Below are 26,992 nucleotides of genomic sequence, written 5' to 3'. Positions count from 1 at the left end.
GCCCCGGCCCCGTCCACCCCGGATGGACCGGCCGGAGCCCGCCCCCCCACCCGCATCAAATCAGCGGCTATAGATGCGCCGGGCGGCCGTACGTGGTACGCCAGAGCAACAGGGAGGTGGCCATGAGCACCGCAATGTTCCGCCGCAAACCGGTCGAGGACATCACCGACGACACCCCGGGCACCGGCCTGGCCCGCACCCTCGGGCTGTGGCAGCTGACCGCCATCGGCGTCGGCGGCATCATCGGCGCCGGCATCTTCGCCCTCGCCGGCGCCGTCGCCCACGAAACCGCCGGACCGGCCGTACTGATCTCGTTCCTGATCGCCGGCGTCGCCTCCGCGGCCGCCGCCCTGTCCTACGCCGAGTTCGCCGGCCTCATCCCCCGCGCCGGCTCCGCCTACACCTACGGCTACGCCGTCCTCGGCGAGCTGGCCGGCTGGCTCATCGGCTGGGACCTGCTGCTGGAATACACCGCGATCGTCGCCGTGGTGGCCATCGGCATCTCCGGCTACTTCAGCTTCCTCGTCGGCGAACTCGGCCTCGACCTGCCCGCCTGGATGCTCGGCGCGCCCGGCACCGGCGACGGCCACGTCGTCGACCTGTTCGCCGTCATCCTCTGCCTGCTCATCGCCTACCTGCTCAACCGCGGCATCCGCGCCGCCGCACGCGTCGAGACCGCCGTCGTCGCCCTCAAGATCCTGGTGGTGCTGCTGGTCGTCGTCGTCGGCGCCATGCACATCGACACCGCCAACTACCAGCCGTACTTCCCGTTCGGCGCCGGCGGCGCCCTCACCGGCGCCGCCACCGTCTTCTTCGCCGTCTTCGGCTACGACGCCATGTCCACCGCCGCCGAGGAATCCGCCGACGCCCGCCGGCACCTGCCCCGCGCCATCGTCTACTCGCTGGCCGTCTCGATGCTGCTCTACGTGCTGGCCACCCTCGTGCTCACCGGCATGCAGAACTACCGCGACATCAACCCCACCAGCGGCTTCTCCAGCGCGTTCGCCGCCGCCGGGCTCAACGGCCTGGCCGACGTGATCGCGGTCGGGGCGATCATCGGCATCCTCACCGTGATGTTCACCTTCATGCTCGGCGTCACCCGTGTCTGGTACGCCATGAGCCGCGACGGCCTGCTGCCGGCCTGGTTCGCCCACCTGCACCCGGTCCGGCGGGTACCCACCCGCGTCACCTGGATCGTCGGCGCCGCCTCCGCGCTCATCGCCGGTTTCCTGCCGATCCGCGAAGCCGCCGAACTGACCAACATCGGCATCCTGCTCGCCTTCGTCGTCGTCTGCGTCGCCGTCATCGTCCTGCGCCACCGCCGGCCCGACCTGCCGCGCACCTTCCGGCTGCCGCTGATGCCGCTGATCCCCGCCCTCGGCATCGTCTTCTCCCTCTGGCTGATCACCTTCCTCGACCCGGTCACCTGGCTGCGCTTCGCCGTCTGGCTCGTGCTCGGCCTCACCGTCTACCTCACCTACAGCCGCCGGCACTCCGCGCTCAACCGCCCCGACTGACAACCCCCTCCCGGGTACGACCGGCACGCCCCCGTCCGCAGGCCACCGGCCGAGCCCCGCCCCCGCCCCTCGCGCGAGCCCCGCCCGGCGCCAGGTCCGCCCGGCGCGCGCGGGGCCACGGGGCGCGCGCGGCTGCGCGCAGGACATCCCCGCCCGTACCCGGAAACCGGGGTCGATCTAGACGTCCGTCGCCGCGCGCCAGCCACGACGCCGGCCCCGCGAGAACACCACAGCCAGCACCGCGCCCACCACGACCACCCCCACCACCACCCCCGCGAACCGCAGCGCCCGCCCCCGCGCACCGGCACCAGCCGCAGCACCCGGCCCGGCCTCGACCGCCACCCGCGTGGACGCCGCCACCGCCGGCGGCAGATCCGCCTGGGTCAACGCCCGGTACGGATTCACCCGCCCCGACCGGTCACTGGTGGCCACCAGCCGCCGCGCCAGCTCACCCGGCGACAGCCCCGGGAACCGCTGCCGCAACAGCGCCGCCGTCCCGGACACGAACCCCGCCGCCACACTGGTCCCGCCATCCCCGGCGGCCACCACATCCACCTGCGGACCCACCGGCGAGAACGGCGCCACCTCACCCGAGGACAGCACCGCACCGACCCCGATCACCCCCGGATACGCCGCCGGGAACACCCGCGAACGCGCCGGATCGTTGCCGGCCGCGGCGACCACCACCACACCCCGGCGCACCGCCTGCGCCACCGCCGCGCGCACCCGCGCATCGTCGACACCCACCACCAACGAGACGTTGATCACCTGGGCGCGGCCCGGACCGGCCGCCCAGCGGATCCCCTCGGCCACCCGGGCCACACCCGCCGCGTCACCGGGATCACCGTCGGCGACCCGCACCGCAACGATCGTGGCCCCCGGCGCCACCGACACCACCGCCACCGCCACCGCCGTCCCGTGACCCGCACAACGTTCCCGCCCACCCAGCAGATCCCGGCCCGCCCCGACCCGCCCGGCCAGCAGCGGATGCGCCGCGTCCACCCCGGAATCGACCACCGCCACCCGCACCGACGCCCCGCTCGCCAGCGGCGCCAGCTGATCGGCGCGATACCCGCCCGTCACCGCCGGCGCCGGGCACCCCGGCACGGCCAGCAACACCACCGCCCACCACGGCCCCACCATCCCCACCTCCCTTCCCAGCGACGATGGCAAATCTCAGCGGCAGTGCGCCATCCCGGTTGTGCCCCCACCGCGACGACCGTTAGGTTGTGGAAGCCATCTGCGGCGTCGCGAGGGAAACCGGTGAGACTCCGGTGCGGTCGCGCCACTGTGAACTGCCGTCACCGGCAGTGAGTCAGGACGCTCACGCGCCGCAGCCTTGTTGACCGGGACGCGCCATCCCGTAGGAGGTTTCAGCCATCATGCCCAAGACCCACACCGTGCGGACCCTCACCACGCCCGCCGTCTCCACCCGCCTGCTGCTCATCGCCGCCGGCGCCGTCGTCCTGCTGCTCGCCCTGGCCTACCTTGTCGCCTTCGACCAGGGCGCGCTCTCGCGCAGCGGCATGTACATGCACGAGCTGATGCACGACGGCCGCCACCTGCTGGGCGTTCCGTGCCACTGACACCCCAGCGGAAACCGACCTTCGGCCGGATTCTGCTGGCAGGCCTGCTCGCCGGACTGGCGGCAGGCCTGCTCGCCGGCGCATTCGCCTACCTGGCCGGCGAACCCCGCGTCGAGGCCGCCATCGCCATCGAACAGCAGAACAGCGCCCCGCACGGCGAAGCCGGCCACGACGACGGCGAACAACTGGTCAGCCGCGACACCCAGCGCACCATCGGCCTGCCCCTGGCGACCGGCCTCTACGGCACCGCCCTGGGCGGGTTCCTCGCCGTCGGCTACACACTCCTGCGCCGGCACCTGCGCACCCGCAGCGACACCCGCGCCGCCCTCGGCCTGGCCGCCGCCGCGCTGCTGGGCGTCGTGCTCGTGCCGTACCTGAAATATCCGCCCAACCCGCCGGCCGTCGGCGACCCCGCCACCATCGACCAACGCACCACCGGCTACCTCGCCGCGCTGGCGCTCGGCCTGGTCGCCGTCTGGGCCGGCGTGCTGGCCGCCCGCACCCAGAGCCACGAATGGCGGCGCGCGACCGCCGGCGTGCTCGCCTTCCTCATCGTGGTCACCGTCGCCTACACCCTGCTGCCCGGCTTCGACGAGGTGCCCGCCAACTTCCCCGCCGACCTGCTGTGGAAGTTCCGGATCGCCTCGCTGGGCACCCAGGCCCTGCTGTGGACCGCTCTCGGCCTCGGCTTCGCCGGCCTGCTGCACCGGCTGGCCACCCGCGACAGCGAACCCGCCGGCACCGTCACCGCCTGACCCGCCACCTGCCTGCTGCGCGACGCGTCGCGCAGCAGGCAGGTCTCCTTCCCGGCAGCGCCCCCTTCACCACCCTCACCAGCAACCTCCCACCACCCGCTGAGGACAAGCCACCCGGCACACCACGGCGACCCCCCGCGCCGACCACACGGCTAGGCTGAAGCCCGCCAGACCGACACCCGGCAGGAGGGCAGTGGACCACCACACCACCCTCGCCGCCCGAGCCGACCGCTGGTCACGCACCCACCCACTGCTGGTCGACGGACTCGCGCCACCCTCCGGCTCCTCTTCGGCCTACCCAGCCTGATCGCCGGACCCACCGGCCTCCTCATCGCCACCGCCACCATCGGCGCACTCACCCTGCGCCGCCGCCACCCCGTCGCCACGCTGGCCCACTCCGCCGCGATGTTCGCGCTCCAACTCGCCCTGACACCCCTCCCGCTGCCCGCCAACATCGCCCAGGCACTCGCGATCTACACGGCCGCCTCACTGACGATCCGGCTCCACACCCTCGCCGGCAGCCTGGCCGCCGGCCTGCGCCGGAGCACCGAACCCCAGTACACCCGCAACGCCCTGGTCATCACCGCGCTCCTCGCCGTCCCGGCCACCCTCACCTGGATGATCGGCAACCTCGTACGCGGCCGCGAAACCAACCTGCACGCACTCCACCAGGCCACCGCACGGCTGCACGACACCCACCGGCAACGCGCACGATTCCTCGCCCCACAGCAGCGAGTCGCCGCCGCCCGGGAGATCCACGACATCGTCGCGCACTCCCTCACCGTCGTCATCGTGCAAGCCGACGCCGCCCACTACGCCGCCGAACACCCCGGACCCGGCGACCACACCGACACCCGCACCGCCCTGGCCACCATCGCCCACACCGCGCGCACCGCACTGACCGAGGTACGCGACGTCATCGACGTACTCCGCGACCCCGACACCACCGACGACCCACCCGAACCCACGGTCAACCCCGCCGACCTGACCCGGCTCGCCGCGGCAGTCCGCGCCGCCGGACTGCCGGTCGAACTCCACACCGACCCCGCCGCCGTCGCGCAGACACCCGCCGCGGTGCGCTTCGCCGTGCTGCGCATCGTCCGCGAAGCACTGACCAACGTGCTCGAACACGCCGGAGCCCACGCCACGGCCCGGGTCAGCATCCACCGCACACCGCACGCCGTACACGTACACATCCAGGACGACGGCACCGGCCACCGGACCGCCGCGACCACCACCGCAGCCGGCCACGGCCTGCACGGGATGCGAGAACGACTACGCGCCCTGGACGGCACCCTGACCGCCGGCCCCCGCGTCATGCTCACCACCTTCGACTCCGACGACCTGCTCGTCGCCGCCCTGCGCGCCGGAGCGTCCGGATACCTGGTCAAGGACGCCGGCCCGGCCGAACTGCTGACCGCGATCCGCGCCGCGGCCGTCGGCGAGGCGCCCGTCTCGCCCCGGCTCGTCCGCCGCCTGATCGACTCGTTCGTCCTCACCGCACCGGCCCCGCCCGCCACCGACCCGCCGGCCACGCTGGCGCGACTCACCACCCGCGAACGCGAGATCCTCTCCGCCATCGGGCTCGGACTGACCAACGCCGAGATCGCCGCACGGCTGCACGTGGCCGAGTCCACCGTCAAGACCCACGTCGGATCGGTCCTGCGCAAACTGCACCTGCGCGACCGGGTGCAGGCCGTCATCCTCGCGCAGACCCACGCGACGACCGACGACCCGCACGCGCCCGGCCGACCCCGAGCCCGGCCGCACCCGCAGCGGTGCCCACCAGCACGAACAACCCCGAGTCGCCGCTGAGGTACTCGTCCACCACCACCGGCCGATCGGGGACGACCACGATGCTCGCCGCGAAGGTGGCGTTGTGCGCGAAGTGGGCCAGCACGGCCGGCCACACACTGGCGGACATCGTCCGCAGCCGACCGATCAGGAACGACAACGCGATCACGCAACCGCTGAACAGCGTCAGCACCACGACCCGGTTCCCGCCGCCGTGGTGATACGGCGTGAACACGATGTACGGCAGGTGCCAGCCGATCCACACCACACCCACCGCCAGCATCGCCGCCCGCTCACCCAGGAAAGCAAGACGCGGCTGCAGGTGACCGCGCCAGCCGATCTCCTCCGCGAACGCCAGAACCGGGCCGGCCACACACAACGCCAGCACGTCGCCCAGCCACGGCCCCCGCGGAGCGCTGAACCGCGCCAACCCAGCGCGACGACCCCCACGGTCGCCAGCAGGCAGACACCGGCCGTGGTCACGACCGCCAGCGGCCAGCAGCGCAACCCGAGCCGACCATCCCGAGCCGCCCCCAGCCGTCACGCCGGTAACCCTCCCGGGTGACGACCAGCAGCATCACCAGCACCACCAGCAGCGGAGACAAAGCCAGGAGCAGTCCCCCGGCGACATCGACGGCGCCCAGCGACACCCCGAGCACCACCAGCACGAAGACGATCGACGCGGCACGATCGGACAGCGTGGCGACCACGGACGGACCTGCTTTCGGTAGAGGTCCGCCCAGCCTCGGCCAGCGCCCGAGCCCCGCCATCCACCCGCGATCGGAAACATCGGGGCACGCTGCGCGCCGCCTCCGTCCGCGATACTGGCACCGGGGTCGTACCGATGACGACCCGCTCGCCGCGGGCCACGGGCGCGCCGCGGTAGCTGCTGCATCCGGCGCCGGGTGCGGGTGAATCCACCAGACGGCTCCGCACCGTCGGACCCCTGCCCCCGGGGTGTATCGGGTCAGGACCGGGCCGGCCGGAAGGGTGTGCTGGTTTTCAAATGGTTCTGTCGGCGAAGCCGTCCTTGTTGGTACTGGTGCGGCTTGCCGCACTGCCCCTAGGTCATCCTAGGAAGATAGGACTGGCCTGGATGGCCGGGGACGGCCCTGAGCCTGGCCGGCTCAGCTATGCGATGTAACCGGTATGCCGCCAGCCCGGAAGGGCTTCGCTTACGCACCGCGGCGGCCCACGGGGACGCGGGCGGAGCGTGGTTGCGTGTGGCTGCGAGGTGGCTACCTGGCAGGGCGTGGGAGAGCGAGGAACTCGCTGAGCTCTGCAGCGAGATTGCTCATCCGCTCCGGCACCCGTGGCGGCAACCGGGCGTCATGTGCCCATATCTAGCCAGGTCAGGCATTCTCCCCCGCGGATGCCCGACCGTCACTCTCCTCCTGCGGGGCCTCTGCGCGGCGGTGATCAGCGCAGCAGCCGCACGAAGACCTCGGCCAGCGCGTCGGCCGACTCGGGCGCGGGCGTCAGAGACAGCATGACGTGGCTGATGGTGAGCCGCACGATGGATTCGGCGGCCAGGCTCACCGTCGCCGGGTCCACCTGCGGCGCGTGCGCTGACGCCCACTCCTGGACGACCGCGCCGGCCGCCGCCAGGACCGCGCCGGAGCGGGTCGTCAGATAGGGCAGCAGGTCCTCGGACCCACCGCGGACGCTGGTGAGAATGCCGTGCACCAGCGGGTTGCGGGCCGCCTCGAGCAGGGTGTGCAAAATCGCGGCGTGCCCGGCGGCGCGAACGTCGCCGCCGTGCTCGAACAGGCGGGCGCGGACGTCCGCGACGAACCGTTCGATCTCGCGCAACGCCAGCGCCTCGGCGAGCCCGGCCCGATCGCCGAACTCGTTGTAGACCGTCTGGCGGCTCACCCCGGCGGCCCGAGCGACCTGGGCCATCCGGACGTTCTCCCAACCGTCCCGCACCGCGAGCTCACGGGCCGCGTTGACCAGGGCGCCGCGGAGCCGGGCACGGCCGGCTTCCCGGTACGACGAGGTGGCCTCCATGAATCACGGAGTGTACGCACCCGCCGGGGGTGGACGGCCGGCGCGCGCCGTCGGGGGCTCGACGGTACGCGCGCCGGCCGCCGGTCCGGGCCCGCGGGTCAGCGGGTCGGTGACGGGGCCTGGTAGCCGGGGACGGTGTTGGCTCGCGCCGGGTCGCCGCCGTAGTGGGCGAGCACCCGGTGGTCCATCACCCGCCGCCACAGGGGCGGGACGAGCGCCAGCAACAGCATGGTGGCGTACCCCGCGGGCAGTTGCGGCGAGACGTCGAAGGTGCGCAGCGTCTGGTAACGCCGCAGCGGGTTGGCGTGGTGGTCGCTGTGCCGCTGCAGCTGGAACAGGAGGATGTTGGTGGTCAGCCGGTCGCTGTTCCAGCTGTGCCGCGGGTCGACCTTCTCGTAACGGCCGGCGGCGTTGCGCTGCCGCAGCAGCCCGTAGTGCTCCAGGTAGTTGACGGCCTCCAGCACGGAGAACCCGACGAGCGCCTGCAGGGCCAGGAAGATCAGCACGCCGGGGCCGAACGCGACGCCGAGGGCGGCGGCCAGCGCGACCGACATGGCCCAGGAGTTGAGGATGTCGTTGCGCCACGTCCACGGGCTGCGCCCGCGGAGCCGGTGCCGGCTGGTCTCCAGGCGCCAGGCCGACCGCAGACTGCCGATCACCGTACGGGGCCAGAACCGCCAGTACGACTCCCCGAGCCGAGCGCTGGCCGGATCCTCGGGAGTGGCCACGCGTACGTGATGGCCGCGGTTGTGCTCGACGAAGAAGTGGCCGTAACCGGTCGGCGCGAGCGCGACCCGGGAGAGCCACCGCTCCACCGCCTCCCGCTTGTGGCCCAGCTCGTGCGCGGTGTTGATGGCGATCCCGTTGACCAGGCCGGCGGTGAGCACCAGGCCGGCCGCACCGGGCAGGTCCACGCCGCCGGACCACACCGCGCAGGTCATCACCAGGGCGGCGTACTGCGCGGGCAGGAACAGGTAGGTGATCCAGCGGTAGTAGCGGGAGGTCTGCAGAGCGGGCACGACGGTGTCCGGCGGGTTGTCCCGGTCGTCCCCGACGAGCAGGTCGATCACCGGGATGACGCCCAGGATGAAGACCGGGGTCAGCCACCAGCCCCAGCCCGAGCCGGTGGCGGTGGCGGTCAGCGGGGCGGCGAACGGCAACGCGGGCACGACGAGGGCCATCGGCCACAACGGGCGCTTGGCGTCGCGCCACGCACCAACGGCGGTGGTCACGTATCGATGATTTACAAACTTTGCCGTGATGTCAAATAGTTGACCTCTGAGCTGCTGATCGAGGCCCGATGAGCTGCGGCCGGAGCACGCCGGGACGGTCCGGCAAGCCACCGTACGCCTGATCGAGGCGCTCGCCGCCGGTGACCCGGAGCTGGATCTCAGCGACATCGATCCGGCTGTCGTGGCGCGGTACGACAGCCGGTACGCCGGCGTGGAACTGCTAGGAGTCCGGCGGCGACGCCGAGGCCCTGGCGTCACGGTTCACCGAGCGGGTGAGTAGCCACGGCAGCTGCATTCCCACGAACGATCCTGGTCTGCGGGTGGTCGTCGCCCAGCACCCGTCGGCAGCCGGCCAGCGCCTGCTCGTACAGCGGGACCGCCCGGGCCAGGTCCCCGACCGCCCGATAGGCGCCGGCGAGGTTGTTCACCGAGGCCAGGGTGTCCGGGTGGTCGTCGCCGAGCACCCGCCGGCAGCCGGCCAGCGCCTGCTCGTACAGCGGGACCGCCCGGGCCAGGTCCCCGGCCGATTCGTAGGCGCCGGCGAGGTTGTTCACCGAGGCCAGGGTGTCCGGGTGATCGTCGCCGAGCACCCGCCGCCGGTCGGCCAGGGCCTGCTCGTACAGCGGAAACCGCCCGGACCAGGTCCCCGGTCGATTCGTAGGCGCCGGCGAGTTGTTCACCGAGACCAGGGTCTGCGGGTGGTCGTCGCCGAGCACCCGCCGGCAGCCGGCCAGCGCCTGCTCGAACAGCGGGACCGCCCGGACCGGTCGACCGCCCGATAGGCGCTGGCGAGGTTGTTCACCGAGATCAGGGTGTCCGGGTGATCGTCGCCGAGCACCGCCGGCAGCCGGCCAGCGCCTGCTCGAACAGCAGGACCGCCCGGGCCAGGTCCCCGACCGCCCGAAAGGTGCCGGCGAGGTTGTTCACCGAGGCCAGGGTGTCCGGGTGGTCGTCGCCGAGCACCCGCCGGCAGCCGGCCAGCGCCTGCTCGTACAGCGGACCGCCCGGGCCAGGTCCCGGCCGATCGTAGGCGCCGGCGAGGTTGTTCACCGAGGCCAGGGTGTCCGGTGATCGTCGCCGAGCACCCGCCGCCGGTCAGCCAGGGCCTGCTCGTACAGCGGAACCGCCGGACCAGTCCCCGGTCGATTCGTAGGCGCCGGCGAGGTTGTTCACCGAGACCAGGGTCTGCGGGTGGTCGTCGCCGAGCACCCGCCGGCAGCCGGCCAGCGCCTGCTCGAACAGCGGGACCGCCCGGACCAGGTCCCCGACCGCCCGATAGGCGCTGGCGAGGTTGTTCACCGAGATCAGGGTGTCCGGGTGATCGTCGCCGAGCACCCGCCGGCAGCCGGCCAGCGCCTGCTCGAACAGCGGGACCGCCCGGGCCAGGTCCCCGACCGCCCGAAAGGTGCCGGCGAGGTTGTTCACCGAGATCAGGGTGTCCGGGTGATCGTCGCCCAGCACCCGCCGGCAGCCGGCCAGCGCCTGCTCGTACAGCGGAACCGCCCGGACCAGGTCCCCGGCCGATTCGTAGGCGTAGGCGAGGTTGTTCACCGAGGCCAGGGTGTCCGGATGGTCGTCGCCGAGCACCCGCCGCCGGTCGGCCAGCGCCTGCTCGAACAGCGGAACCGCCCGGGCCAGGGCGCCCTGCTCGGCAAGGAACAACGCTGCCCCGTTGTACAGAGCGCCAGCGGTCGCGTCGTCGTCCCGGTGGTCCCGGCTCTGGTACGCGAGGGCCTCGACATGTGGTGCCAGCACCCGCCAGCGAGGCCAGGCGTCCGGCCGTCGCCAATCATCAGGCATGGCAGCTAGTAGTCGAGTGACCGCCTGGGTGTGGGCGGCGTAGATGTACTCGGGCTGCCGGTGCGGGTCATCCGGATCCGGGATACGGGCGACCGCCTGGACCAGACGGTGCACGGTCAGCGTGTCCTCATCGACGGTGATCATGCTGTAGGCGGTGAGCCGGCCGAGCGCCCAGGCGATTTCCGGCGGGCCGGCCAGCCCGTCGAGCAGGCTTCGCGGGATGCCGTCAGCGGCGTACCACGCCACCACCCGCAGAATTTCACCCGCCAGAGGGGTGTCAGCGAGCCGGTCCAGGGTGACTCGCCAGACCCGGGCGACGGTACGTTCGCCGTCACCCTCACCACCGTGGGCGAATATGTCGGCGGGATACGCCTTCAACAGGTCCAGATAGCCGTCCGGTGACAGCCCCGTCTCGGTCAGATACGACGCGGCCTGCTTCACCGCCAGCGGCAGACACCCCAGCTCCCGGCACACCCGTGCCAGCCCGGCAGGGTCGTGGTCGCGGCCGCCGTGCGCCAGGACCTGGCGCATCAACTCCACGGCCTCGCCCAGATCGAGGACGCCCACGCTGACCGGCGTGGCGATACCCGCCCAGCCGGTGGAGCGCCGGCTGGTCACCAGCACCCGGCCGACACCCAGCCGCCTCACCACCGCGGCGACATCGCGTGGATCATCGACGTTGTCCAGCACCAGCAGCCACCCCACATGCGAGGCCAGCCACTGCACCGCCCGTTCCCGCAGCACCTCCAACGACAGACCAGCCGCCACCACGGGCTGCAACGCCGTCGCGAACGCCGCCAGACCGGCGTCGATACCCGCCGGGGTATCCGCCTCGATCCACCACACCGGCCGGTACCGATCCCGATGACGTCGCGCCCACTCGGCCGCGAGGGCGCTCTTACCCACCCCACCCAGCCCGTGGACCGCCTGCACGACCACCGTTCCCGGCCGCTCCAGCACCGCATCGAGCTGCGCCAACTGCGCGGTACGGCCCACGAACACGCCCGGCGCCGCCACGTTGATCAGCCCGTCCGGCACCGGCACCGCCGCCGACGGCGCCAACTCCCGCGGCGCAGCCTGCTGCACAACGGTCGCCCCGTCGCCGATCACCACCGGTCCCGCAATGGCCGCACCGTCCCCGGTCATCACCGGACCGTGCAAGGTCTGCGCGGTCACCGCACGCACCGCCGGCACCGGCTCATCAGCGACTGCCTGCCGGTCCCGGCGTTGCCGCACCAACGTGACCATCATGGTCAGCACAGCGACCACCACGAATGCCCCGCCCATCAACCGCAGGTCATGCGCCCACTTCCACGGCTCCGGGAGCAAGCCTGTGAAGACGTTCGTCAACGCCCCCAGCGCGACGAACAAGAACGCCTCCAGCAGCGGCAACCGCCACCACGGCCGCCGATGCCCGCCATCAGGACCAGTCATCGATCCATCCTGGCCTAAGCCATCCACCACCGCGTCGTTCCACATGCAAGGAAGGCGATCCGCTCGGCGAGTTCAGCCAGCTGCGGCCGGTCGGCCTCCGCGTACGAGCGGTACACCGCGTCCCGCAGATCCTTCACCGGCCCCCGCGAGGAGCACCTTTTCCCCACCGCCCGAGGGCGGCGGATCGACGATGGCCGGGACTCGTCGCTACTCATCGCCGTCCACGATGGCCGACCGGCGCCCGACGCCAGCGTCACCGCGATCGCGAAGCTGCTCGGCGTCAGCCCCGGCACGCTCTGCAACCACATCCGTGACCTACGCGAACCGCGCGCGCCATTCTGCCTGCACCGCGCTCAGAATCCCGCCAGACCACGCTCGTTTGCGGCTGGTGACACGTTTCTCGCCGGCATCCCGACACGGCGATCTCCTGGATCCCTCCTGCGTCAGTGAGGGTGCCTCGGCCTCCGGACGCGACGCCGCAGTGCCGGCAGACACTCCGCAGGGCCCCGTCCTGCTGGCCGCAGACCGGGCACGTTCCGGCCCGGTCGGCTCCTGCCGCGCACGCATCGAGCACCCGGCCCACCACGACGGGCAGCGGCTCGGCCGGATGCTTCCGCGGATCGGGGCAGTGGGCGATGTCGTGGCAACCCCATGAGTCCCAGGGATGCAGCTCCGCCGGAACGCGCCGGCCCTCCCGCTTCTGCAGGCGTCGCCGGGCCGCGAAAGCGACCGCGCTCGACAGCACCAGGGCGCGGGCCGTCTCCAGCTCGTCGAGGGCTGCGACCAGCGACGACGGATCGGCCTCGAGACGTCTCGCGATGCGGTGAGTGGTCGCCAGGTGATGCCACGTGGCCCGGAAACCATACGGCGCGAAGTGATGGAGGCAGTTCCGCAGACGCGCCCGCCGTTGCCAGGAGTCGAGGCTCTCGTCACGAACCCGGCGAGCGGTCGCGGGAAAACCGGTCATCCCAGGATGATCACAGAGCCGGTCTGCTGACCATTGTCAACGGCCGGAACCGACGGGCGCCAGTGAGCTGCTTTGAACTTGTGGGGCGGCGAACTGCGGCTTCCGGTGAAAAGCTTTCCTCGGCAATTCAACGATACTGTTCAGGAAATGACTGCTGGTATCACTGCGGCCACCCATCCCGTCGACGCCGCCACCGTCATGAACCTGCTGCCCACCCGGCCCCGGCTGCTCGCCCTCGGCGAACCCGTCCACGGCGAGAACGACCTCCTGCGAGCGCGCAACGACCTGTTCCGCCAGCTCGTCGAGGAGCATGGCTACCGCACGCTCGCCCTGGAGAGCGACTGCCTGGCGGGACTACTGGTCGACGACTACGTCACCGGCGGCCCGGGCGTGCTCGACGACGTCATGCGGCGCGGCTTCAGTCACGAGTGGGGCGCCTTCGCCGGCAACCGCGAACTGGTGCGCTGGATGCGCGCGTACAACGACGGCCGCCCGCCCTGCGCACAGGTCCGCTTCGCCGGGATCGACGGCCCCCTGGAGATCACCGGAGCCGCCAGCCCGCGGCACGCCCTCACCGCCCTGTACGACCATCTGGCCACCCGACTCGACCCGCACCTGCTGCCCTGCACCGCGCCGGCCCTCGACCGGCTGCTCGGCGCCGACCAGCGCTGGACCAACCCGGCCGCGATGAGAGACCCCGCACAGTCGCCCGGGCGCACACCCGAAGCCGAGCGGCTGCGGCTGCTCGCCGACGACCTGATCGCGCTGCTGGAGTCCCAGGCGCCGCACCTGGCCACGGTGTCGACGCCGGAACAGCGGCACCGGGCCCACCTGTACGCCCGCACCGCCACCGGCCTGCTGCGCTACCACCGCGCGCTGGCCGACACCTCACCGGGCCGCATGGCGCGGCTGCTCACCGCACGCGATGCGATCATGGCCGACAACCTGCTCGCCCTCGCCGAGCGCGGCCCCACCCTGGTCAACGCGCACAACAGCCACCTGCAACGGCGCCGCAGCAGCCTCCGGATGGACGGACAGCCGGCGCACTGGTGGAGCGCCGGCGCGATCGTCAGCACCCATCTGGACACCCGGTACGCCTTCCTGGCCACCGCCGTCGGCACACTGCGCCAGCACGGCGTGCCCACCCCGCCCGAGAACACCGTCGAGGGCCGGCTGTACGCGCTCGCACAGCCGCATCGCATCGTCGAGCCCCGCCGCCTGGCCACCGCGCTGGCCGCCGACCCGATCGTGGCGCGCGAGTCGCCGTGGTACGGCTACGCCCCACTCGATCCGGACCACCTGGACAGCCTCGACGGGCTGCTGTTCGTCCGCGACGCCGGGCGGCCCTGACCCCGGCGGTCCGGCGGCGGCCCGGGCCGGCCGCCGCCGGACCGGTTCACGACGGCGCCTCGGCCTCGCCTGCGGAATCCGGATACGGCGGCCCGACCACGGTGCGCCGCGCGGCCGCCGGCGACCACTCCACCAGCACCATCGCGGCGTCACCGGACGGCGGCCCGCCCCGATGCTCGGCCACCGCGAGCGCCAGCCGGCGCAGCGTCTCCGGAGCCGGCAGCCGGGCCTGCTCACAGTCGGCGGCCAGCCGGGTCAGCCGGGCCGCCCCGAACAGGCTGCCGTCAGCCGCGCGGGCCTCGGTCACCCCGGCGGTGTGCAGCAGCATCCGGTCCCCACGACACAGCACCTTCTCCCCCACCCGCACCTCGCCCTCGGCCCGCACGCCCAGCGGCACCCGAGCGCCACCGGTCACCACCCCGAGCAGATCGGCGTCGCGGAAGATCACCGGGAGCGGACTGCCGGCGTTGATGTAGCGCACCAGCCCGCTCTCCAGGTCGAAACGCGCCAGCATGCCGGTGACGAACCGGGCGTGCCGGCTCCCACCGCACTGCTCGATCAGATGCTCGTCGGCGGCGCGCACCTGCTCGGGCAGATCACCGCCGGCCCGGCGCGCGGCACGGATCGCCGACAGCGCCACCGCGCCGGCCACCGCGGCGCCCAGCCCCCGCCCCACCGCCCCGAGCAGCACCAGCCAGGCGGTGTCGCCGTCGACGGCATAGTCGTAGCCCTCGCCGCCGACGTCGTAGCACGGCTGCACGATCGCGCTCAGCGCCAGCCGCTGGTGACTGCTGGTCAGCGGCGGCAGCATCTGCCACATCAGCTCCGCGGCGACGGTCATCGGCTCGACCCGGCGGGCCACCTTCAGGATGTCGCCGCCGGACATCTTCGACGCGATCAGATGCGCGACGATCTCGGCGATCAGCTCGCACCGCTGCTGCCACCTGACGTCGTACGCCCCGGCGGCCCCGGGCACCTCGAACCGGATCACGCCGAAACGTTCCGTGCCGTCGAGCAGCGGCACCCACAACCGGCCCCGGCGCTGCGGATCCGGCTCCGGCCGCACCAGCATGTACGCGCGGCCGGGCAGCGACCCCTCGTGCACCGGCTCGGGCTCCGACGGCTCCCGCCCCCGTACCGGCAGCGCCCGCAGCACCACCTGATCATGGTCGATCAGGAAGATCACGGCGCCCATGCCCAGCCGCGACAGCGCCCGGTCCAGCGTCGGCGCCACCTCGTCGGCCTGCATCAGGTGCGAGGCCGCCATCACCTCCCGCACCGCCCGCAACAACCCCAGATCCACGTCCGCCGCGGGCGCCGGCTCGCCCCGCGCCACCAGCGTCGCGACCCGGGCCAGCAGGGTGGCATTGTCGAACGGCTTGCCGAGATAGTCGTCGGCGCCGGCGGCATCGGCGGCCGCGACGTCGGCGGGACACTGCCGCACCGACAGCATCATGATCGGCAGGCGGGCGGTCGCCGCCACCGCGCGCAGCCGCCGGCAGACCTCCAGACCGTCGAGCCCATCGCTGCCGGGCAGGGCCGGGTTCATCAGCACCAGGTCGAACGGCCCGGCCAGCGCGGCGGTCAGCGTGTCGTCGGCGGTACCGGCGATGCTGACCTCGTGCCCGGCGCGGCGCAGCAGCCGGATCAGCGCCTCACGCAGGTCCGGGACGTTCTCCCCGAGCAGGATCGAGGCCACGACGACGCTCCTTCAGCCTCGCGGCGCCGGCTGGCGGCGCGGAAGGCGCAGCAGCACACTGGTGCCCGGACGGTGACCGGTGTCGAACATCAGGTCGCCGTGATGCAACGTGATGATCGTGTGCACCAGCGCCAGCCCCAGACCGGCGCCCGGAAAACCGTGGTGCGCCACGTTGCTGGCCCGGGTGAACCGGTGGAACAGGTCATCGTGCTCGCCCGGCGGAATGCCGATCCCGGTGTCGGTGATACGCAGCTCGGCCATGTCGGGCTGCGCGGTCAGGCGCACCCGCACGTCACCCCCGTGCCGGCTGTACCGGATGGCGTTGGACAGCAGGTTGTCCACCGCCTGACGCAGCCGCACCGGATCGCCGTGCACCATCAGCCGGCGGGGCAGACGGGCGTACAGGCGCACCCCGGCATCGGCCGCGATCGGTTGCGCCGCGGCCACCGCGGCGGCGACGACAACCGCCAGATCGTGCTCGCCGACGGCCAGCCGCAGATGACCCGCCTCCAGGCCGGACAACTCCAGCAGATCGCTGACCACCGCGCCCAGCCGGTCCGCGTTGCGGGCGATGACGAGCAGCATCTGCCGGGCCTCCGCGGCCGGGACGGCCGGATCCTCGGCCAGCAGACCGGCATAGCTGGTGATCGACGTCAGCGGGGTGCGCAACTCGTGCCCGACCAGGGTCAGGAAGTCGTTGCGGGTCCGCTTCAACTTCTCGGCCAGATCGGCCGTACGGCGCAACGCCACGAACATCCCGAACTGCGCCGCCACCCCACCGACCAGCACGGTCAGCAGATCCCGGTCGTACTCCGGGGCGGCGCTGTAACACACCAGCACCCCCAGCATGGCCGCGCCGTCACGGATCGGCACCGCCAGGACGGTGTGCAATCCCATCCGGGCACAATCCTGCGCCCGGGCCACCGAATGCTCCGCGGCCAGATCCGTGGCGCCGGCGATGTCCGGCACCCACAACGGCTGGCCGGTCTCCCAGACGGTGCCGATCACCCCGGCACCCCGGCTCACCGGATCGGCATGCAGATCGCCGCACTGCCCCGCGGACGCGCTCCAGTGCCCGGTACGCTGCATATGCCCGGTCAGCGAGTCGATCAGCCACAGCTCGGCGTGCGGCCACCCCAACGCCTCGGCCACCGCGCGCAACGTCGCCGCCGCCGCGTCACCGACCGTCGCCGCGGCCGCCAGGATCTGCCGCACCTGCTGCTCGCACGCCCGAAACCCCTCCGCGCGCCGGACCGCGGTCACATCGTGCAGCGCGGCCACCGCCCCCATCCGCGTCCCGCCCGCGGTGGTGATCGGCTGGGCGTGCGCCACCATGATCCGGTCCGCGCTGCCGGGCATCCTGACCAGCACGTCAGCGCCGCGCACGTGCTCGCCACGCAACGCGCGCAACAGCGGCGTGCCGCTCAACGGCAGCGGCGTGCCGTCCAGATCCCGGACACTGCTACCGACCGCCCGGGTCACATCCTCGGCACTCCACCGGTCCCCGATGCCGTGCACCCGGCGCAACGCCCGGTTGACCACCACCGGAGTGCCGGCCGAGTCGACCGCGGCCACCCCGACATCCAAACTGTCCAGCAACGCGGCCAGGAACCGCCGCTGCCGCTCGGCGTCGCTCTCCGCCGCGTCCTGCTCCGACAGGTCGGTGATGAACGCGCAGGCCAGCGCCCCCAGCGTGCCGCGCACCACGGACAGCACCATCCGCGCGGGAAGCCGCCGCCCGTCGCGGTGACGCACGCTGACCCGGTGCGGCACAGCACGCGCCGCCGGGGCGGCGAACAGCCGGGACAGCGCCTCGCCGACCGGCCGGCCGTCGTAGTCCGGCAGCACCGTGTGGTCCAGAGGCCGCCCGCGCACCTCGTCGGCCGGCCACCCCAGCAACTCCTGCGCGGCCCGGTTGAACTCCACCACCACGCCCCGCCGGTCCACCGCGACGAACGCCTCCTTCATGCCCTCCACCAGCGCCTGCGGATCCAGCGCCGCCGTCACCGGGCAGGCCGCCCGCTGCGCGGGGGCCGGGAACAGACTGAGCAGATGACTGATCTCCATCAGCGTCGACAGATCCGCGTCGCTCCATTGCCGCGCCTCCCCGTCGAGCACCGACAGCGACCCGACCGGCTGATCGTCGGCATCGCGCAGCGGCACCCCGAGAAACGCGCGCACCCCGAACTCGGTGAGCAACGGATGCTCGCGCAGCGCCGGATCATCCTCGGCCGCCATGTCCGGGCTGCGCACCGGGGCATCCTCGCTCACCATGTACTTGCACACCGAGTACGCCAGCGGCGCGTGCCGCTCACCGGCCAGGCCCGGCGGCAGGCCGTGCACCCCGACGAAGTACTCCTCGTGCCGCCCGACGAAGGTCACCGTCCCCATCGGGGCGCCCAACAACCGCGCCGCGAGCGCGGCGATCGCATCCAACGGCATCGGCAACGCCGGCAGGACCCGCCGGGCCCGCTCCACCGCCGCCAACCGCCGAGCGTCAGTCAGCACAACCTCATCCAGCACCGGCATGGGCCCCCGCCCCCGTCCGCCCACGGCAGCCGCCCCGACTGCCACGCACCGGCTACCCACCTTGACCGCCGGTAACCCTGACCCAAAAGGATCACCCTTCCGGAGTACGCCCCCGCGCACCGCCGCCACCGCGGAACGGACGGCGCCCACCCACCCCACGCCTCAGCACGGTCGCAGCCGCGCCGCCCGCGACCGCAGGTACCGCCGCTCCGCGAGACTCGCGGTCGCCCTCGCCGCGTCCCGGTAATGCGCGTACGCCTGCGCCCGCTGCCCCGCCTTCTCCAGCAGATGCCCCCGCACCGACAGCAGCCGGTGATGCCCGCGCATCCGCTCGTCGCCGTCCAGCCCGGCCAGCAGCGCCAGCCCCGCCGCCGGCCCGGCCACCTCGGCCAGCGCCACCGCCCGGTTCACCGTCACCATCGGGTTCGGCGCGATCCGCTCCAGGATCAGATACAGCGCGTACACCTGCCGCCAATCAGTCTGCGCCGCCGACGCCGCGTCCGCATGGGTCGCCGCGATCGCCGCCTGCAACTGGTACGGCCCCAGCGCGGGCGCGCCCAGCGACGCCCGGGCCAGCGCCAGCCCCTCCGTGATCAGAGACGCGTCCCACCTGCTCCGATCCTGCTCGGGCAGCGGCACCAGATCCCCGCCGTCGGTCGTCCGGGCCGCCCGCCGCGCATGCGTGAGCAGCATCAGCGCCAGCAGCCCGGTGACCTCCCCGTCGTCCGGAAGCCGCCGGTGCACCATCCGCGCCAGCCGGATCGCCTCCGCGGCCAGCTCCGCCCGGTGCAGCGACTCCCCCGACGACGCCGTGTACCCCTCGTTGAAGATCAGGTACAGCACGTGCAGCACCACCCGCAGCCGCTGCTCCCGCTGCGCCCCGACCGGCGGCGGGAACGAGCTGCCCGCCGCCCGGATCCGCTGCTTGGCCCGGCTGATCCGGGCCGCCATCGTCGCCTCCGGCACCAGGAACGCCCGGGCGATCTCCGCCGTGCTCAGCCCACCGACCGCCCGCAACGTCAACGCCGTCTGCGACGCCGCGGTCAGCGCCGGATGGCAGCACAGCAGCAACAGCAGCAAGGTGTCGTCGGTGTCCGGCACGTCCACCGGTGGCTCCGGCGGCAGCGACTCACGCTCCCGGCGGGCCCGCTCGCTGCGCACCTGATCGATCAGCCGCCGCGCCGCGACCGTCGTCAGCCAGCCGCGCGGATTCGCCGGCACCCCGGCGACCGGCCACTGCACCGACGCGGCCAGCCCGGCCTCCTGCACGGCGTCCTCACACCCGTCGAACCGCCCGTACCGGCGTACCAGCGCGCCGAGGACCTGCGGCATCAGCTCACGCAGCAGGTCCTCGATGCCCCGGCCGGTCACGCCTCGACAACCCCGTCCGCGAACATCACCTGCCGCACCTCGACGCCGAGCCCCTCGACCGCGGCGTCCGGGATCCGCGCCGCCAGTTCGATCGCCCGCGCCCGGTCCTCGACGTCGAGCAGGTAGAACCCGCCCAGGTACTCCTTCGACTCCAGGTACGGCCCGTCGGTCACCACCGGCTGCCCGTTGCGCACCGACACCACCGCCGCCTGCGACGGGTCGACCAGCGCCTGCGTGGCGATCAGCTCACCGGACTCCTTGAGCTCGGCGATGAACCGGCTGTGTCCGTCACCGATCGCCGCCATCTCCTCCTCGGTCAGCGACTCCAGCACGGCCGGGTTGATCAGCATACTGATCACGAACTTCATGGCGTACCCCGCAATCTTCCGCAGGCCCCGGAGGGGCCTTCCCTGCCCGATGGTCGGAGCCGGACCACCCACCTCGACATCCCCGGCCGAACTTTTTCACACCGGGCCGATGTCGGGAAACGCCCAGCCGCCGGGCCCCGGCATCCGGGCGCCGGCGAGCACGCCGGCGGCGACCTCGGTGCGCCATTGAGGACCGCGCGGCACCTCCGGCACGGTGCGCGGCCGGGGACCCCGCGCATCTCCGGTGCCCGGACCCGCCAACCGGCCTCGTTTCACCGCGGCCCTGCCCGGTGCGGCGACGCCCCGGTTTCGGGGCCGGCTCCGTCGGCGAAGCCGGCATGTTGGTGCGGCTTGCCGCACCGCCCCTCAGGCTTCCTAGGAAGATAGGACCACCTCGGTCACGCCGTCTACTTCTGGCCGACAGGTGTCACTGCTGAGTTTCGGCGCCCACCCGCGGTGGCACCGATCAGCACGGATGACGACGGGCTCGGGGTGGCCCGCGGGCCGGGCGCGGCGTTGATCCGCCCCGGCTACCGGCGCTCGACAGGGGCCCGCCGCGGTGAGCGCGCGTTCTCCGGATCACCGTGGAAGACCGAAGTGCCGGGTGAGCGAAGCGCGCAGCCTGCCGGCGTCGCCGGCGGACCAGGCGACGAAGCAGTCGGGACGCACGAGCATCGCGGTCGCGGTCGTGCCCCGCAGCGCGCCGGTGACCACGTCGACCCGGTCCCGCCAGGGCGCGGCGACTTCGGCGTAGGCGCCCGTGGAATCCAGCAGCAGCGGCCGGGCGGCGCGGGTCAGCTCGGCGAGGCGTGTCGGGCCGTGCTCACCGTGCACCACCACGTCCGGCGCGCAGCGGCCGGCCAGGGGATCCGCCGGATCGCCCGGGTAGCGGGTGTCGGCGCCGGACATCAGCTCCGCGATGTGCCCGGTCACCTGCGGTGTGCGCAGCAGTTCGGCGAACAGCTGCCGCAGCCCGGTGACGTCGTCGCCGGGGCCGATCAGCGCCGACTGTGCCCGGGTGGACATGACGACCCGTTCGGCGACCGGGCGACGCTCGGTCTCGTACGTGTCGAGCAGGCCCTGCGGCGCCCAGCCGCGCACCGTGGCGGCGAGTTTCCACCCCAGGTTGACCGCGTCCAGCAGACCCAGGTTGAGGCCGGGGCCGCCGATCGCGGGGTGCACGTGCGCGGCGTCGCCGACCAGCAGCACCCGGCCGGCGCGGTAGCGGGCGGCGATGCGGGTGTTGCCGCCGGTCAGCCGCCGCAGCAGGGCGGGGCCGTCGGGCGCGCCGAGGGGGATGTCGGCGCCGATCACCCGGGCGACGCTCTCGCGTAGCTGCGCCAGGCTCATCGGTTTCTCGTCGCTGGTGGGCGCGTCGGGCCATTCCGTGGTGCTCAGCACCGGCGGGCGGCCGGGGAACGGGGCCCAGACGATGAGCCCGCGGTCGGTGCGGGTGTGCTGGAACGGCGGGACGACGCCGTAGCCGGGAACGCGCAGCCCGCCGGTCTGCGGGTCGAGCCAGGACGCCGGGACGGTCACGGTGGCGGTGCGCGAGACCGAGCGGTCGTGGGTGACGCCGGGGAAGTCGATGCCGGCGAGGCGGCGCACCGTGCTACGGCCGCCGTCGGCGCCGACGAGGAACCGGCAGGTCAGGCGCGTACCGTCGGCAAGGCACGCCTCGACCGCGTCGCTGCGCCGGCGCAGGTCGACGAGCTCGTGGCCGCGGCGCAGGTCGACGCCGAGCTCGGCGGCGCGGGCGGCGAGGGCGGCCTCGAGCCGGGTCTGCGGCACGCCGAGCGCGTAGTGCGGATTCTCCGCGAGCATCGTCAGGTCCAGCGGCAACGCGCCGAAGGTGAACGCCGGCCGCGGAGCCGGCGGCGTGCTCTCGCCGCTGAGCCCCGCGTAGAGGCCGCGCCGGTCGAGCAGGCGCACCACCTGTCCGACCAGGCCGTTGGCGCGCGGCTCACCGGGCGGCACGGCGTGGCGTTCGAGCACGACCGGGCGAACGCCGGCGAGGGCCAGCTCGCAGGCGAGCATGAGGCCGTTGGGGCCGGCCCCGACGATGAGGACATCGATCATGATCGTGATCCCTTCGGGGTGTGCGTCATCGCCACGGCAGGCACGGCATACGACCGGCCCGCCGCGGGGTGTGACGCGGTTGCGGAACGTGGTGGGGTTGCGCTGCGCGCGAAGCGGGCCTCGCGTGCGCGAGTTTCAGCGGGCCGGCGTCGGGAGGCCGGCGGCGACCTGGGTGAAGGCGTCGGTGATGAGCCGCTCGATCGGGGTGGGCGGGTCGGCGCTGTCGAGATAGTGCTGCATGGCCACGGTGATCGCGGCGCTGGCGGCGGCCGCGACGAGCCGCGGATACATGTCGGTGGCCGGGTCGGTGCCGGTGCGCTCGGCGACCGCGGCGGCCAGCTCGGCCTCGGCGATCGCGGTGGCGCGCAGCCGCTCACCCTGCAGCGCGGGCTCGGCGAGCATGGCGCGCACGCCGGTCACCCACTGGGCGTGTGCGGGAGAGGGCATCGCCTCGACCTCGGGGCCGGGCGTGAACTGCTGCAGCGCGGCGTTGCGCAACGCCGTCCAGAGTGGCTCTTCGGCGGGGCGCTCGCGCAGCGCGGCGGCGGTGCGCAGGCTGCGGTCGAGGTGGCGGGAGGCGATCGCCTCGGCCTTGCTGGAGAAGTAGTTGTTGAAGGTACGCGGGGAGACACCGGCCGCCTCGGCGATGTCTTCGACGCGGACGTTGTCGTAGCCGCGCTGCGCGGTGAGGTGGATCGCGGCCCAGCCGAGCGCCGCCCGCGTCTCGGCCTTCTTGCGTTCCCGTAGCCCCGCCATGCCACCCACACTACCGGTAGTTGCGTGGTACGCAAAGATGCGTAGCACGCAGAATTTGCCGTCGTCGCCCTCAACTCCCTGGACGCCAGGGTCGACGTCCGGCAGCGGCTCCGCCAGCTGCTCGAACGTGCGGGTGTCAACCCGGCGCACACCGGCACGGACCGGCGCGGTAGCACCGGACGCCCATGACGTTCCCCCGAGGCGAATCCGCCGCCGACGGGCCGCCGGCCGGGGCGCCGTTCCTGCTCGAGGACGGTGGGCCGATGGCGGCCGGCGTGCCGTTCACGATCGGCAGCCGCGCCATCCGGTCGGCGGTGGCCCGCCACGACAGCGACCTGGTGCGCCGGGTTCCGGGCGGCCGGGCCGGTCACCGTCGACCTCACACGGTCCCCGAGATGCCGCTCAGCTTCGCCGCCGGATCGATCCGGTACGGCGTGACCCGCAACCCGTGGGCAACCGGCCGGGGCGCGCGGCTCCGGCGGTGGCGCCGCCGCTCAGGTCGCGACCGGGTGGGCGGGTTTCCCGCGGATCGCCGTTCCACCACAATGCCGGTATGGATATACCGCTTCGCCCGGTTCGGCACCGGGACGTGCCGGCGCTCACCGCCCTGCTGGGCCAGCTGGGCTATCCGACCACCGAGACATCGGTGCGGGAACGGCTCGACCTCTGGCTGGACGAGCCGTGCAGCTGGCTCATCGGCGCCGACGACGACGGCGCCCTGGTCGGCGTCGCGGCGCTGCACGTGCTGCCCCTGCTGGAGCGGACCGGGCGGATGGGCCGGCTGGTCGCCCTGGTGGTCGACCAGCGCTACCGCGGCCGCGGTGTGGGCCGGTCGCTGGTCACCGCCGCCGAGGAGCAGGCCCGGGCGGCCGGCTGCGTGAAGATGGAGGTGACCAGCAGCCGCACCCGCACCCGGACCCACGAGTTCTACAAGCTGCTCGGCTACGAGGACATCTGCTCCTCGTCGGCCCGCTTCGTCAAACCCTTCACCACCGGCTGACCGGCCCCGGCTCCCCGCGCGGGACCGCCGGCCCCGGCGCCCGTCGCCGCGGCCGGCCCCAGATGCCGGGCGATGGCCGCGCGCAGCGGATCGTGCCGCGGGCCCAGCGGCGCCCGCGTCCACTGTGCCGGCGGGTAGCGCCACACCGGGCCGCGCCGCAGATCGGGCGGCTCCCACTCGTAGCGTGGCCAGATGTGCGCGTGCAGATACGGGTCGGTGTTGCCCAGGATCTCCAGGTTGATCCGCCGGAACGCCGGATCCAGCGACGCGCACGCGCGCTCGACGGCCTCGCCGAGCCGGTCCATGCTGTCCAGGAACGCCGTCCGCGCCGCGCGGGGCAGGTCGCTGAGCCGTTCCACGGCCGGATCGGCGGTCAGCAGCAGGCAGTACCCGGGCAGGAACTGGGTGTCCCCGATCACCGCGAACCCGCCCGGCATCCGGGCCAGCACGGTCGGGTTGTGCCCGCGCACCGCCGACCCGATCCGGTCGGCGCGCCAGTCGGTCATCGCAACGCCTCCCGCGCCCACCGGGCGATCACCTCGAGGACCGGCGCGCGCCCGGCGAACCGCTCCGGCCCGCCCCGCGCGTCGTAGGCGACGGCACGCTGGTCGCGCATCAGCGTGTCGATCATGCGGGGCGCCAGCCAGAAGTACTTGGCCGCCCCGGTGGTCATGATGGCGCGCTCGACCAGCGCCGGATCGGTCGCGGACATGCCGCGGACGTAGCCGTCGATCACCGCGGTCAGGACGCCGGCGCAGGCGGTCCGGGCCAACCCTTCGGCGTACGCGATCGGCTCGCGCCGCCAGTAGGTGACGTGGCCGGGCTCGGCGCCGGCCGCCAGGTGCGCCGCCGCCCCGTCCCGCCGTGGCATGAGGACTTCCGGCACCGCCGTGCCACCGTCGCGGGGCACCCGCCAGACCCCGTCGGTGACCTCGTTGGCCGTGCTCTGCGCCAGCCGCGCGGCGGCCGCGCTCACCACGAAAATGCCATGATCTCTGCCATGCCGCGATGCTAGACCGGTGCCATGCCCATTTTCCGTCCCGGCGTCGAACTGGCCGGCCTGTTCTACCACGAGGCGGTGCGCCCGCTGCTGGGCGACCGGCCGCACGCCGCCGCCCGGATCGGCCCGGGCAGCGACGTGCTCGGGTTCGACACCGTCCGGTCCACCGACCACGACTGGGGTCCGCGCGTCGAGCTGTTCCTGGCCGAGCCGGGCGACCTGGCCGAGCGGCTGCGGCACACGCTGCCGAAGCGTTTCCGGGGCTGGCCGACCCACTTCGCGCCGCCGGGCGCCCGGGTCCGGTCGATGGCCGACACCGACGGGCCGGTCGAGCACTACGTGACCGTCGCCGAGCCGGGCGCGTGGCTGCGCGAGCGGCTCGGCTACGACCCGGCCGGCGAGATCGACTGGCTGGGCACGCCGTGGCAGCGGCTCGCCGAGATCACCGGCGGCGCGGTGTTCCACGACCCGGACGGCCGGCTGCGCGCGATCCGCCGGCGGCTGTCCTGGTATCCGCCGGACGTGTGGACGTACGTGCTGGGCTGCCAGTGGGCGCGGATCGGCCAGGAGGAGGCGTTCGTCGGGCGTACCGCGGAGATCGGCGACGATCCCGGGTCGCGGATGGTGACCGCCCGCCTGGTCCGGGATCTGGCCCGGTTGCTGCTGCTGCAGCAGCGGCGGTGGCCGCCGTACCAGAAGTGGTTGTCGGCGGCGGTGCGCCGCGACCCGGCGGCGGCGCACCTGGCCGCGGCCCTGTCCACCGGCGACGCGGGCAGCCGGGCCGCGGCCCTGTGCGCGGCCTACGAGGAGGCCGGCCGCCGGCAGAACGCGTTGCGGCTGGGCCCGCCGGTCGACGCGGCGCGCCGGCCGTACTTCGACCGCGGTTACCCGGTGATCGGCGCGGACCGTTTCGCCGCGGCGCTGCTCGGTGGCCGCCGGCCGGTCGGGTCCATCGACCAGATCAGCGACAGCACCGACGTCCTGACCGATCCGCTGATCTGCCGGGCGGTGAGCCGGGCGGCGCACGCCGCGGGTCCGCCCGGGTGAGGCCCGCCGGACGCGGATCCGGGCGACGGGTCGCGGCGGCGGTCAGCGGGCGACGGCGGTCAGGACGAGTTCCACGACGGCGTCGGCGTAGTCGTCGGTGAGCGGCCCGGTGCGCAGCAGCCACCGGTGGTACACCGGGCCCATCAGCAGCTCGACCACCTGGTCGAGGTCGACGTCGGCGCGCACCTGCCCGGCCCGGCGGGCGGCGCGCAGCCGGTCGGCGACCGCGGCCAGCTGTGGTCGCAGCAGCCGGTCGCGGACCTCCTCGGCGAGCCGGTCGTCGGAGAGCGTCTCGATGGTCAGCGCCCGGGTGGTCGCCGACAGCTTGGGGTCGGCGAATTCGGCGACCGTGCCGCGCAGCACGGCGCGCAGGTCGGCGCGCAGGTCACCGGTGTCGGGCAGCGCGGCGGCGCCCGCGGTCGCGGACTCGACCAGCGCGTCCAGGATCACCGCGCCCTTGCCGCGCCACCACCGGTAGATGGTCTGTTTGCCCACGCCGGCGCGGGCGGCGATGGCCTCGACGGTCAGGTCCGCGTAGCCGCTGTCGGCCAGCAGCTCCAGCGCGGCTCGCAGGATGGCCTGGCGGGCACGTTCGTTGCGGCGGCCGGGATCGGGAGTGGGCATGCCGCCACCCTACCGCAGAAGAGACGAGACGCCTCGTCTTGACGGACGGCGGACCGTACGGCAGGGTAACGAGA

Annotated in this window: 24 protein-coding genes and 1 riboswitch; of the genes, 7 read left to right on the top strand and 17 right to left on the bottom strand. The window is 73.4% G+C overall.

Features of this window, described 5'->3' with window-relative positions; translation table 11 throughout:
* Nucleotides 1–122 precede the first annotated feature (122 nt).
* A complete protein-coding gene (locus ACTEI_RS17535) occupies nucleotides 123–1,517 on the top strand; it encodes an amino acid permease (RefSeq protein ID WP_122978640.1) in 1,395 nt (464 codons plus the stop codon).
* Nucleotides 1,518–1,694: 177 nt separating this feature from the next.
* On the opposite strand, the gene ACTEI_RS17530 is transcribed toward ACTEI_RS17535, so the two are convergent.
* Entirely contained in the window at nucleotides 1,695–2,660 is a 966-nt protein-coding gene (locus ACTEI_RS17530) for a S8 family serine peptidase (protein WP_122978639.1), read from the bottom strand.
* An 84-nt stretch (nucleotides 2,661–2,744) separates the two neighbouring features.
* Nucleotides 2,745–2,891: riboswitch (adenosylcobalamin (AdoCbl) riboswitch) on the top strand.
* Between the two features lie 8 nt (nucleotides 2,892–2,899).
* Here ACTEI_RS17530 and ACTEI_RS17525 point away from each other — a divergent pair.
* From ACTEI_RS17525 to ACTEI_RS17515, 3 genes are all read left to right on the top strand, one after another.
* On the top strand, nucleotides 2,900–3,103 hold the full coding sequence (locus tag ACTEI_RS17525) for a CbtB domain-containing protein (protein WP_122978638.1): 204 nt from the start codon (nucleotides 2,900–2,902) through the stop codon (nucleotides 3,101–3,103).
* The gene (locus tag ACTEI_RS17520; protein ID WP_122978637.1) at nucleotides 3,094–3,858 is read left to right on the top strand and encodes a CbtA family protein; all 765 of its coding nucleotides are present in this window, start codon (nucleotides 3,094–3,096) and stop codon (nucleotides 3,856–3,858) included. Before ACTEI_RS17525 ends, ACTEI_RS17520 begins: the two co-directional genes overlap by 10 nt.
* Before the next feature lie 231 nt (nucleotides 3,859–4,089).
* On the top strand, nucleotides 4,090–5,673 hold the full coding sequence (locus tag ACTEI_RS17515) for a DUF7134 domain-containing protein (protein WP_425321056.1): 1,584 nt from the start codon (nucleotides 4,090–4,092) through the stop codon (nucleotides 5,671–5,673).
* On the opposite strand, the gene ACTEI_RS17510 is transcribed toward ACTEI_RS17515, so the two are convergent.
* The 7 genes from ACTEI_RS17510 to ACTEI_RS38340 all read right to left on the bottom strand — a co-directional run bounded on the left by ACTEI_RS17510 (nucleotide 5,558) and on the right by ACTEI_RS38340 (nucleotide 12,173).
* Nucleotides 5,558–6,082, bottom strand: coding sequence for a CPBP family intramembrane glutamic endopeptidase (locus tag ACTEI_RS17510; RefSeq protein WP_164466000.1), 525 nt, complete (start codon nucleotides 6,080–6,082; stop codon nucleotides 5,558–5,560). The genes ACTEI_RS17515 and ACTEI_RS17510 overlap by 116 nt on opposite strands.
* A gap of 49 nt (nucleotides 6,083–6,131) precedes the next feature.
* Nucleotides 6,132–6,362, bottom strand: coding sequence for a hypothetical protein (locus ACTEI_RS17505; protein ID WP_122978634.1), 231 nt, complete (start codon nucleotides 6,360–6,362; stop codon nucleotides 6,132–6,134).
* A 709-nt stretch (nucleotides 6,363–7,071) separates the two neighbouring features.
* Nucleotides 7,072–7,662, bottom strand: a complete 591-nt coding sequence (locus ACTEI_RS17500) for a TetR/AcrR family transcriptional regulator (protein ID WP_122978633.1) — start codon at nucleotides 7,660–7,662, stop codon at nucleotides 7,072–7,074.
* A 98-nt stretch (nucleotides 7,663–7,760) separates the two neighbouring features.
* The gene (locus ACTEI_RS17495; RefSeq protein ID WP_372443262.1) at nucleotides 7,761–8,894 is read right to left on the bottom strand and encodes an alkane 1-monooxygenase; all 1,134 of its coding nucleotides are present in this window, start codon (nucleotides 8,892–8,894) and stop codon (nucleotides 7,761–7,763) included.
* 254 nt (nucleotides 8,895–9,148) lie between these two features.
* On the bottom strand, nucleotides 9,149–9,610 hold the full coding sequence (locus ACTEI_RS38360) for a tetratricopeptide repeat protein (protein WP_244940685.1): 462 nt from the start codon (nucleotides 9,608–9,610) through the stop codon (nucleotides 9,149–9,151).
* Between the two features lie 91 nt (nucleotides 9,611–9,701).
* Nucleotides 9,702–9,944: a tetratricopeptide repeat protein gene (locus ACTEI_RS38350; protein WP_244940684.1), complete on the bottom strand. Its 243-nt coding sequence runs from the start codon at nucleotides 9,942–9,944 to the stop codon at nucleotides 9,702–9,704.
* A gap of 45 nt (nucleotides 9,945–9,989) precedes the next feature.
* Complete coding sequence (locus tag ACTEI_RS38340) at nucleotides 9,990–12,173, bottom strand: tetratricopeptide repeat protein (protein ID WP_280525900.1); 2,184 nt, start codon at nucleotides 12,171–12,173, stop codon at nucleotides 9,990–9,992.
* A 1,069-nt stretch (nucleotides 12,174–13,242) separates the two neighbouring features.
* On the opposite strand from ACTEI_RS38340, the gene ACTEI_RS17480 reads away from it, so the two are divergent.
* Nucleotides 13,243–14,445, top strand: a complete 1,203-nt coding sequence (locus tag ACTEI_RS17480; protein ID WP_122978632.1) for an erythromycin esterase family protein — start codon at nucleotides 13,243–13,245, stop codon at nucleotides 14,443–14,445.
* Between the two features lie 46 nt (nucleotides 14,446–14,491).
* On the opposite strand, the gene ACTEI_RS17475 is transcribed toward ACTEI_RS17480, so the two are convergent.
* The 6 genes from ACTEI_RS17475 to ACTEI_RS17450 all read right to left on the bottom strand — a co-directional run bounded on the left by ACTEI_RS17475 (nucleotide 14,492) and on the right by ACTEI_RS17450 (nucleotide 23,247).
* Nucleotides 14,492–16,144: a fused response regulator/phosphatase gene (locus ACTEI_RS17475; RefSeq protein ID WP_122978631.1), complete on the bottom strand. Its 1,653-nt coding sequence runs from the start codon at nucleotides 16,142–16,144 to the stop codon at nucleotides 14,492–14,494.
* Between the two features lie 12 nt (nucleotides 16,145–16,156).
* The gene (locus ACTEI_RS17470) at nucleotides 16,157–18,652 is read right to left on the bottom strand and encodes a GAF domain-containing protein (protein WP_164465999.1); all 2,496 of its coding nucleotides are present in this window, start codon (nucleotides 18,650–18,652) and stop codon (nucleotides 16,157–16,159) included.
* A gap of 183 nt (nucleotides 18,653–18,835) precedes the next feature.
* Nucleotides 18,836–20,005 carry an RNA polymerase sigma factor gene (locus ACTEI_RS17465; protein WP_203723657.1) on the bottom strand — a complete coding sequence of 390 codons (1,170 nt, stop codon included), beginning with the start codon at nucleotides 20,003–20,005 and terminating at the stop codon, nucleotides 18,836–18,838.
* Between the two features lie 35 nt (nucleotides 20,006–20,040).
* Nucleotides 20,041–20,412, bottom strand: coding sequence for a YciI family protein (locus tag ACTEI_RS17460; RefSeq protein ID WP_122978628.1), 372 nt, complete (start codon nucleotides 20,410–20,412; stop codon nucleotides 20,041–20,043).
* Nucleotides 20,413–20,991: 579 nt separating this feature from the next.
* Nucleotides 20,992–22,491: an FAD-dependent monooxygenase gene (locus tag ACTEI_RS17455; RefSeq protein ID WP_122978627.1), complete on the bottom strand. Its 1,500-nt coding sequence runs from the start codon at nucleotides 22,489–22,491 to the stop codon at nucleotides 20,992–20,994.
* A gap of 135 nt (nucleotides 22,492–22,626) precedes the next feature.
* Nucleotides 22,627–23,247, bottom strand: a complete 621-nt coding sequence (locus ACTEI_RS17450) for a TetR/AcrR family transcriptional regulator (protein ID WP_122978626.1) — start codon at nucleotides 23,245–23,247, stop codon at nucleotides 22,627–22,629.
* Between the two features lie 553 nt (nucleotides 23,248–23,800).
* Here ACTEI_RS17450 and ACTEI_RS17445 point away from each other — a divergent pair.
* Nucleotides 23,801–24,247, top strand: a complete 447-nt coding sequence (locus ACTEI_RS17445; RefSeq protein WP_122978625.1) for a GNAT family N-acetyltransferase — start codon at nucleotides 23,801–23,803, stop codon at nucleotides 24,245–24,247.
* Here ACTEI_RS17445 and ACTEI_RS17440 read toward each other — a convergent pair.
* Nucleotides 24,190–24,753: an HIT family protein gene (locus ACTEI_RS17440; protein WP_239082393.1), complete on the bottom strand. Its 564-nt coding sequence runs from the start codon at nucleotides 24,751–24,753 to the stop codon at nucleotides 24,190–24,192. The two genes, ACTEI_RS17445 and ACTEI_RS17440, sit on opposite strands and share 58 nt — an antisense overlap.
* Complete coding sequence (locus ACTEI_RS17435) at nucleotides 24,750–25,223, bottom strand: hypothetical protein (protein ID WP_164465998.1); 474 nt, start codon at nucleotides 25,221–25,223, stop codon at nucleotides 24,750–24,752. Before ACTEI_RS17435 ends, ACTEI_RS17440 begins: the two co-directional genes overlap by 4 nt.
* Before the next feature lie 48 nt (nucleotides 25,224–25,271).
* Here ACTEI_RS17435 and ACTEI_RS17430 point away from each other — a divergent pair, with 48 nt between their 5' ends.
* Nucleotides 25,272–26,294: a DUF4037 domain-containing protein gene (locus ACTEI_RS17430; protein WP_122978624.1), complete on the top strand. Its 1,023-nt coding sequence runs from the start codon at nucleotides 25,272–25,274 to the stop codon at nucleotides 26,292–26,294.
* A 42-nt stretch (nucleotides 26,295–26,336) separates the two neighbouring features.
* Here the strand turns inward: ACTEI_RS17430 and ACTEI_RS17425 are convergent, their stop codons facing one another.
* Complete coding sequence (locus tag ACTEI_RS17425) at nucleotides 26,337–26,918, bottom strand: TetR/AcrR family transcriptional regulator (protein ID WP_122978623.1); 582 nt, start codon at nucleotides 26,916–26,918, stop codon at nucleotides 26,337–26,339.
* Between the last annotated feature and the right edge of the window lie 74 nt (nucleotides 26,919–26,992).

The sequence above is a fragment of the Actinoplanes teichomyceticus ATCC 31121 genome (assembly GCF_003711105.1).
Taxonomy (GTDB): domain Bacteria; phylum Actinomycetota; class Actinomycetes; order Mycobacteriales; family Micromonosporaceae; genus Actinoplanes; species Actinoplanes teichomyceticus.
The sequence above is the reverse complement of the archived record's forward strand: the minus strand, read 5'-3'. Positions and strand labels throughout refer to the sequence as shown.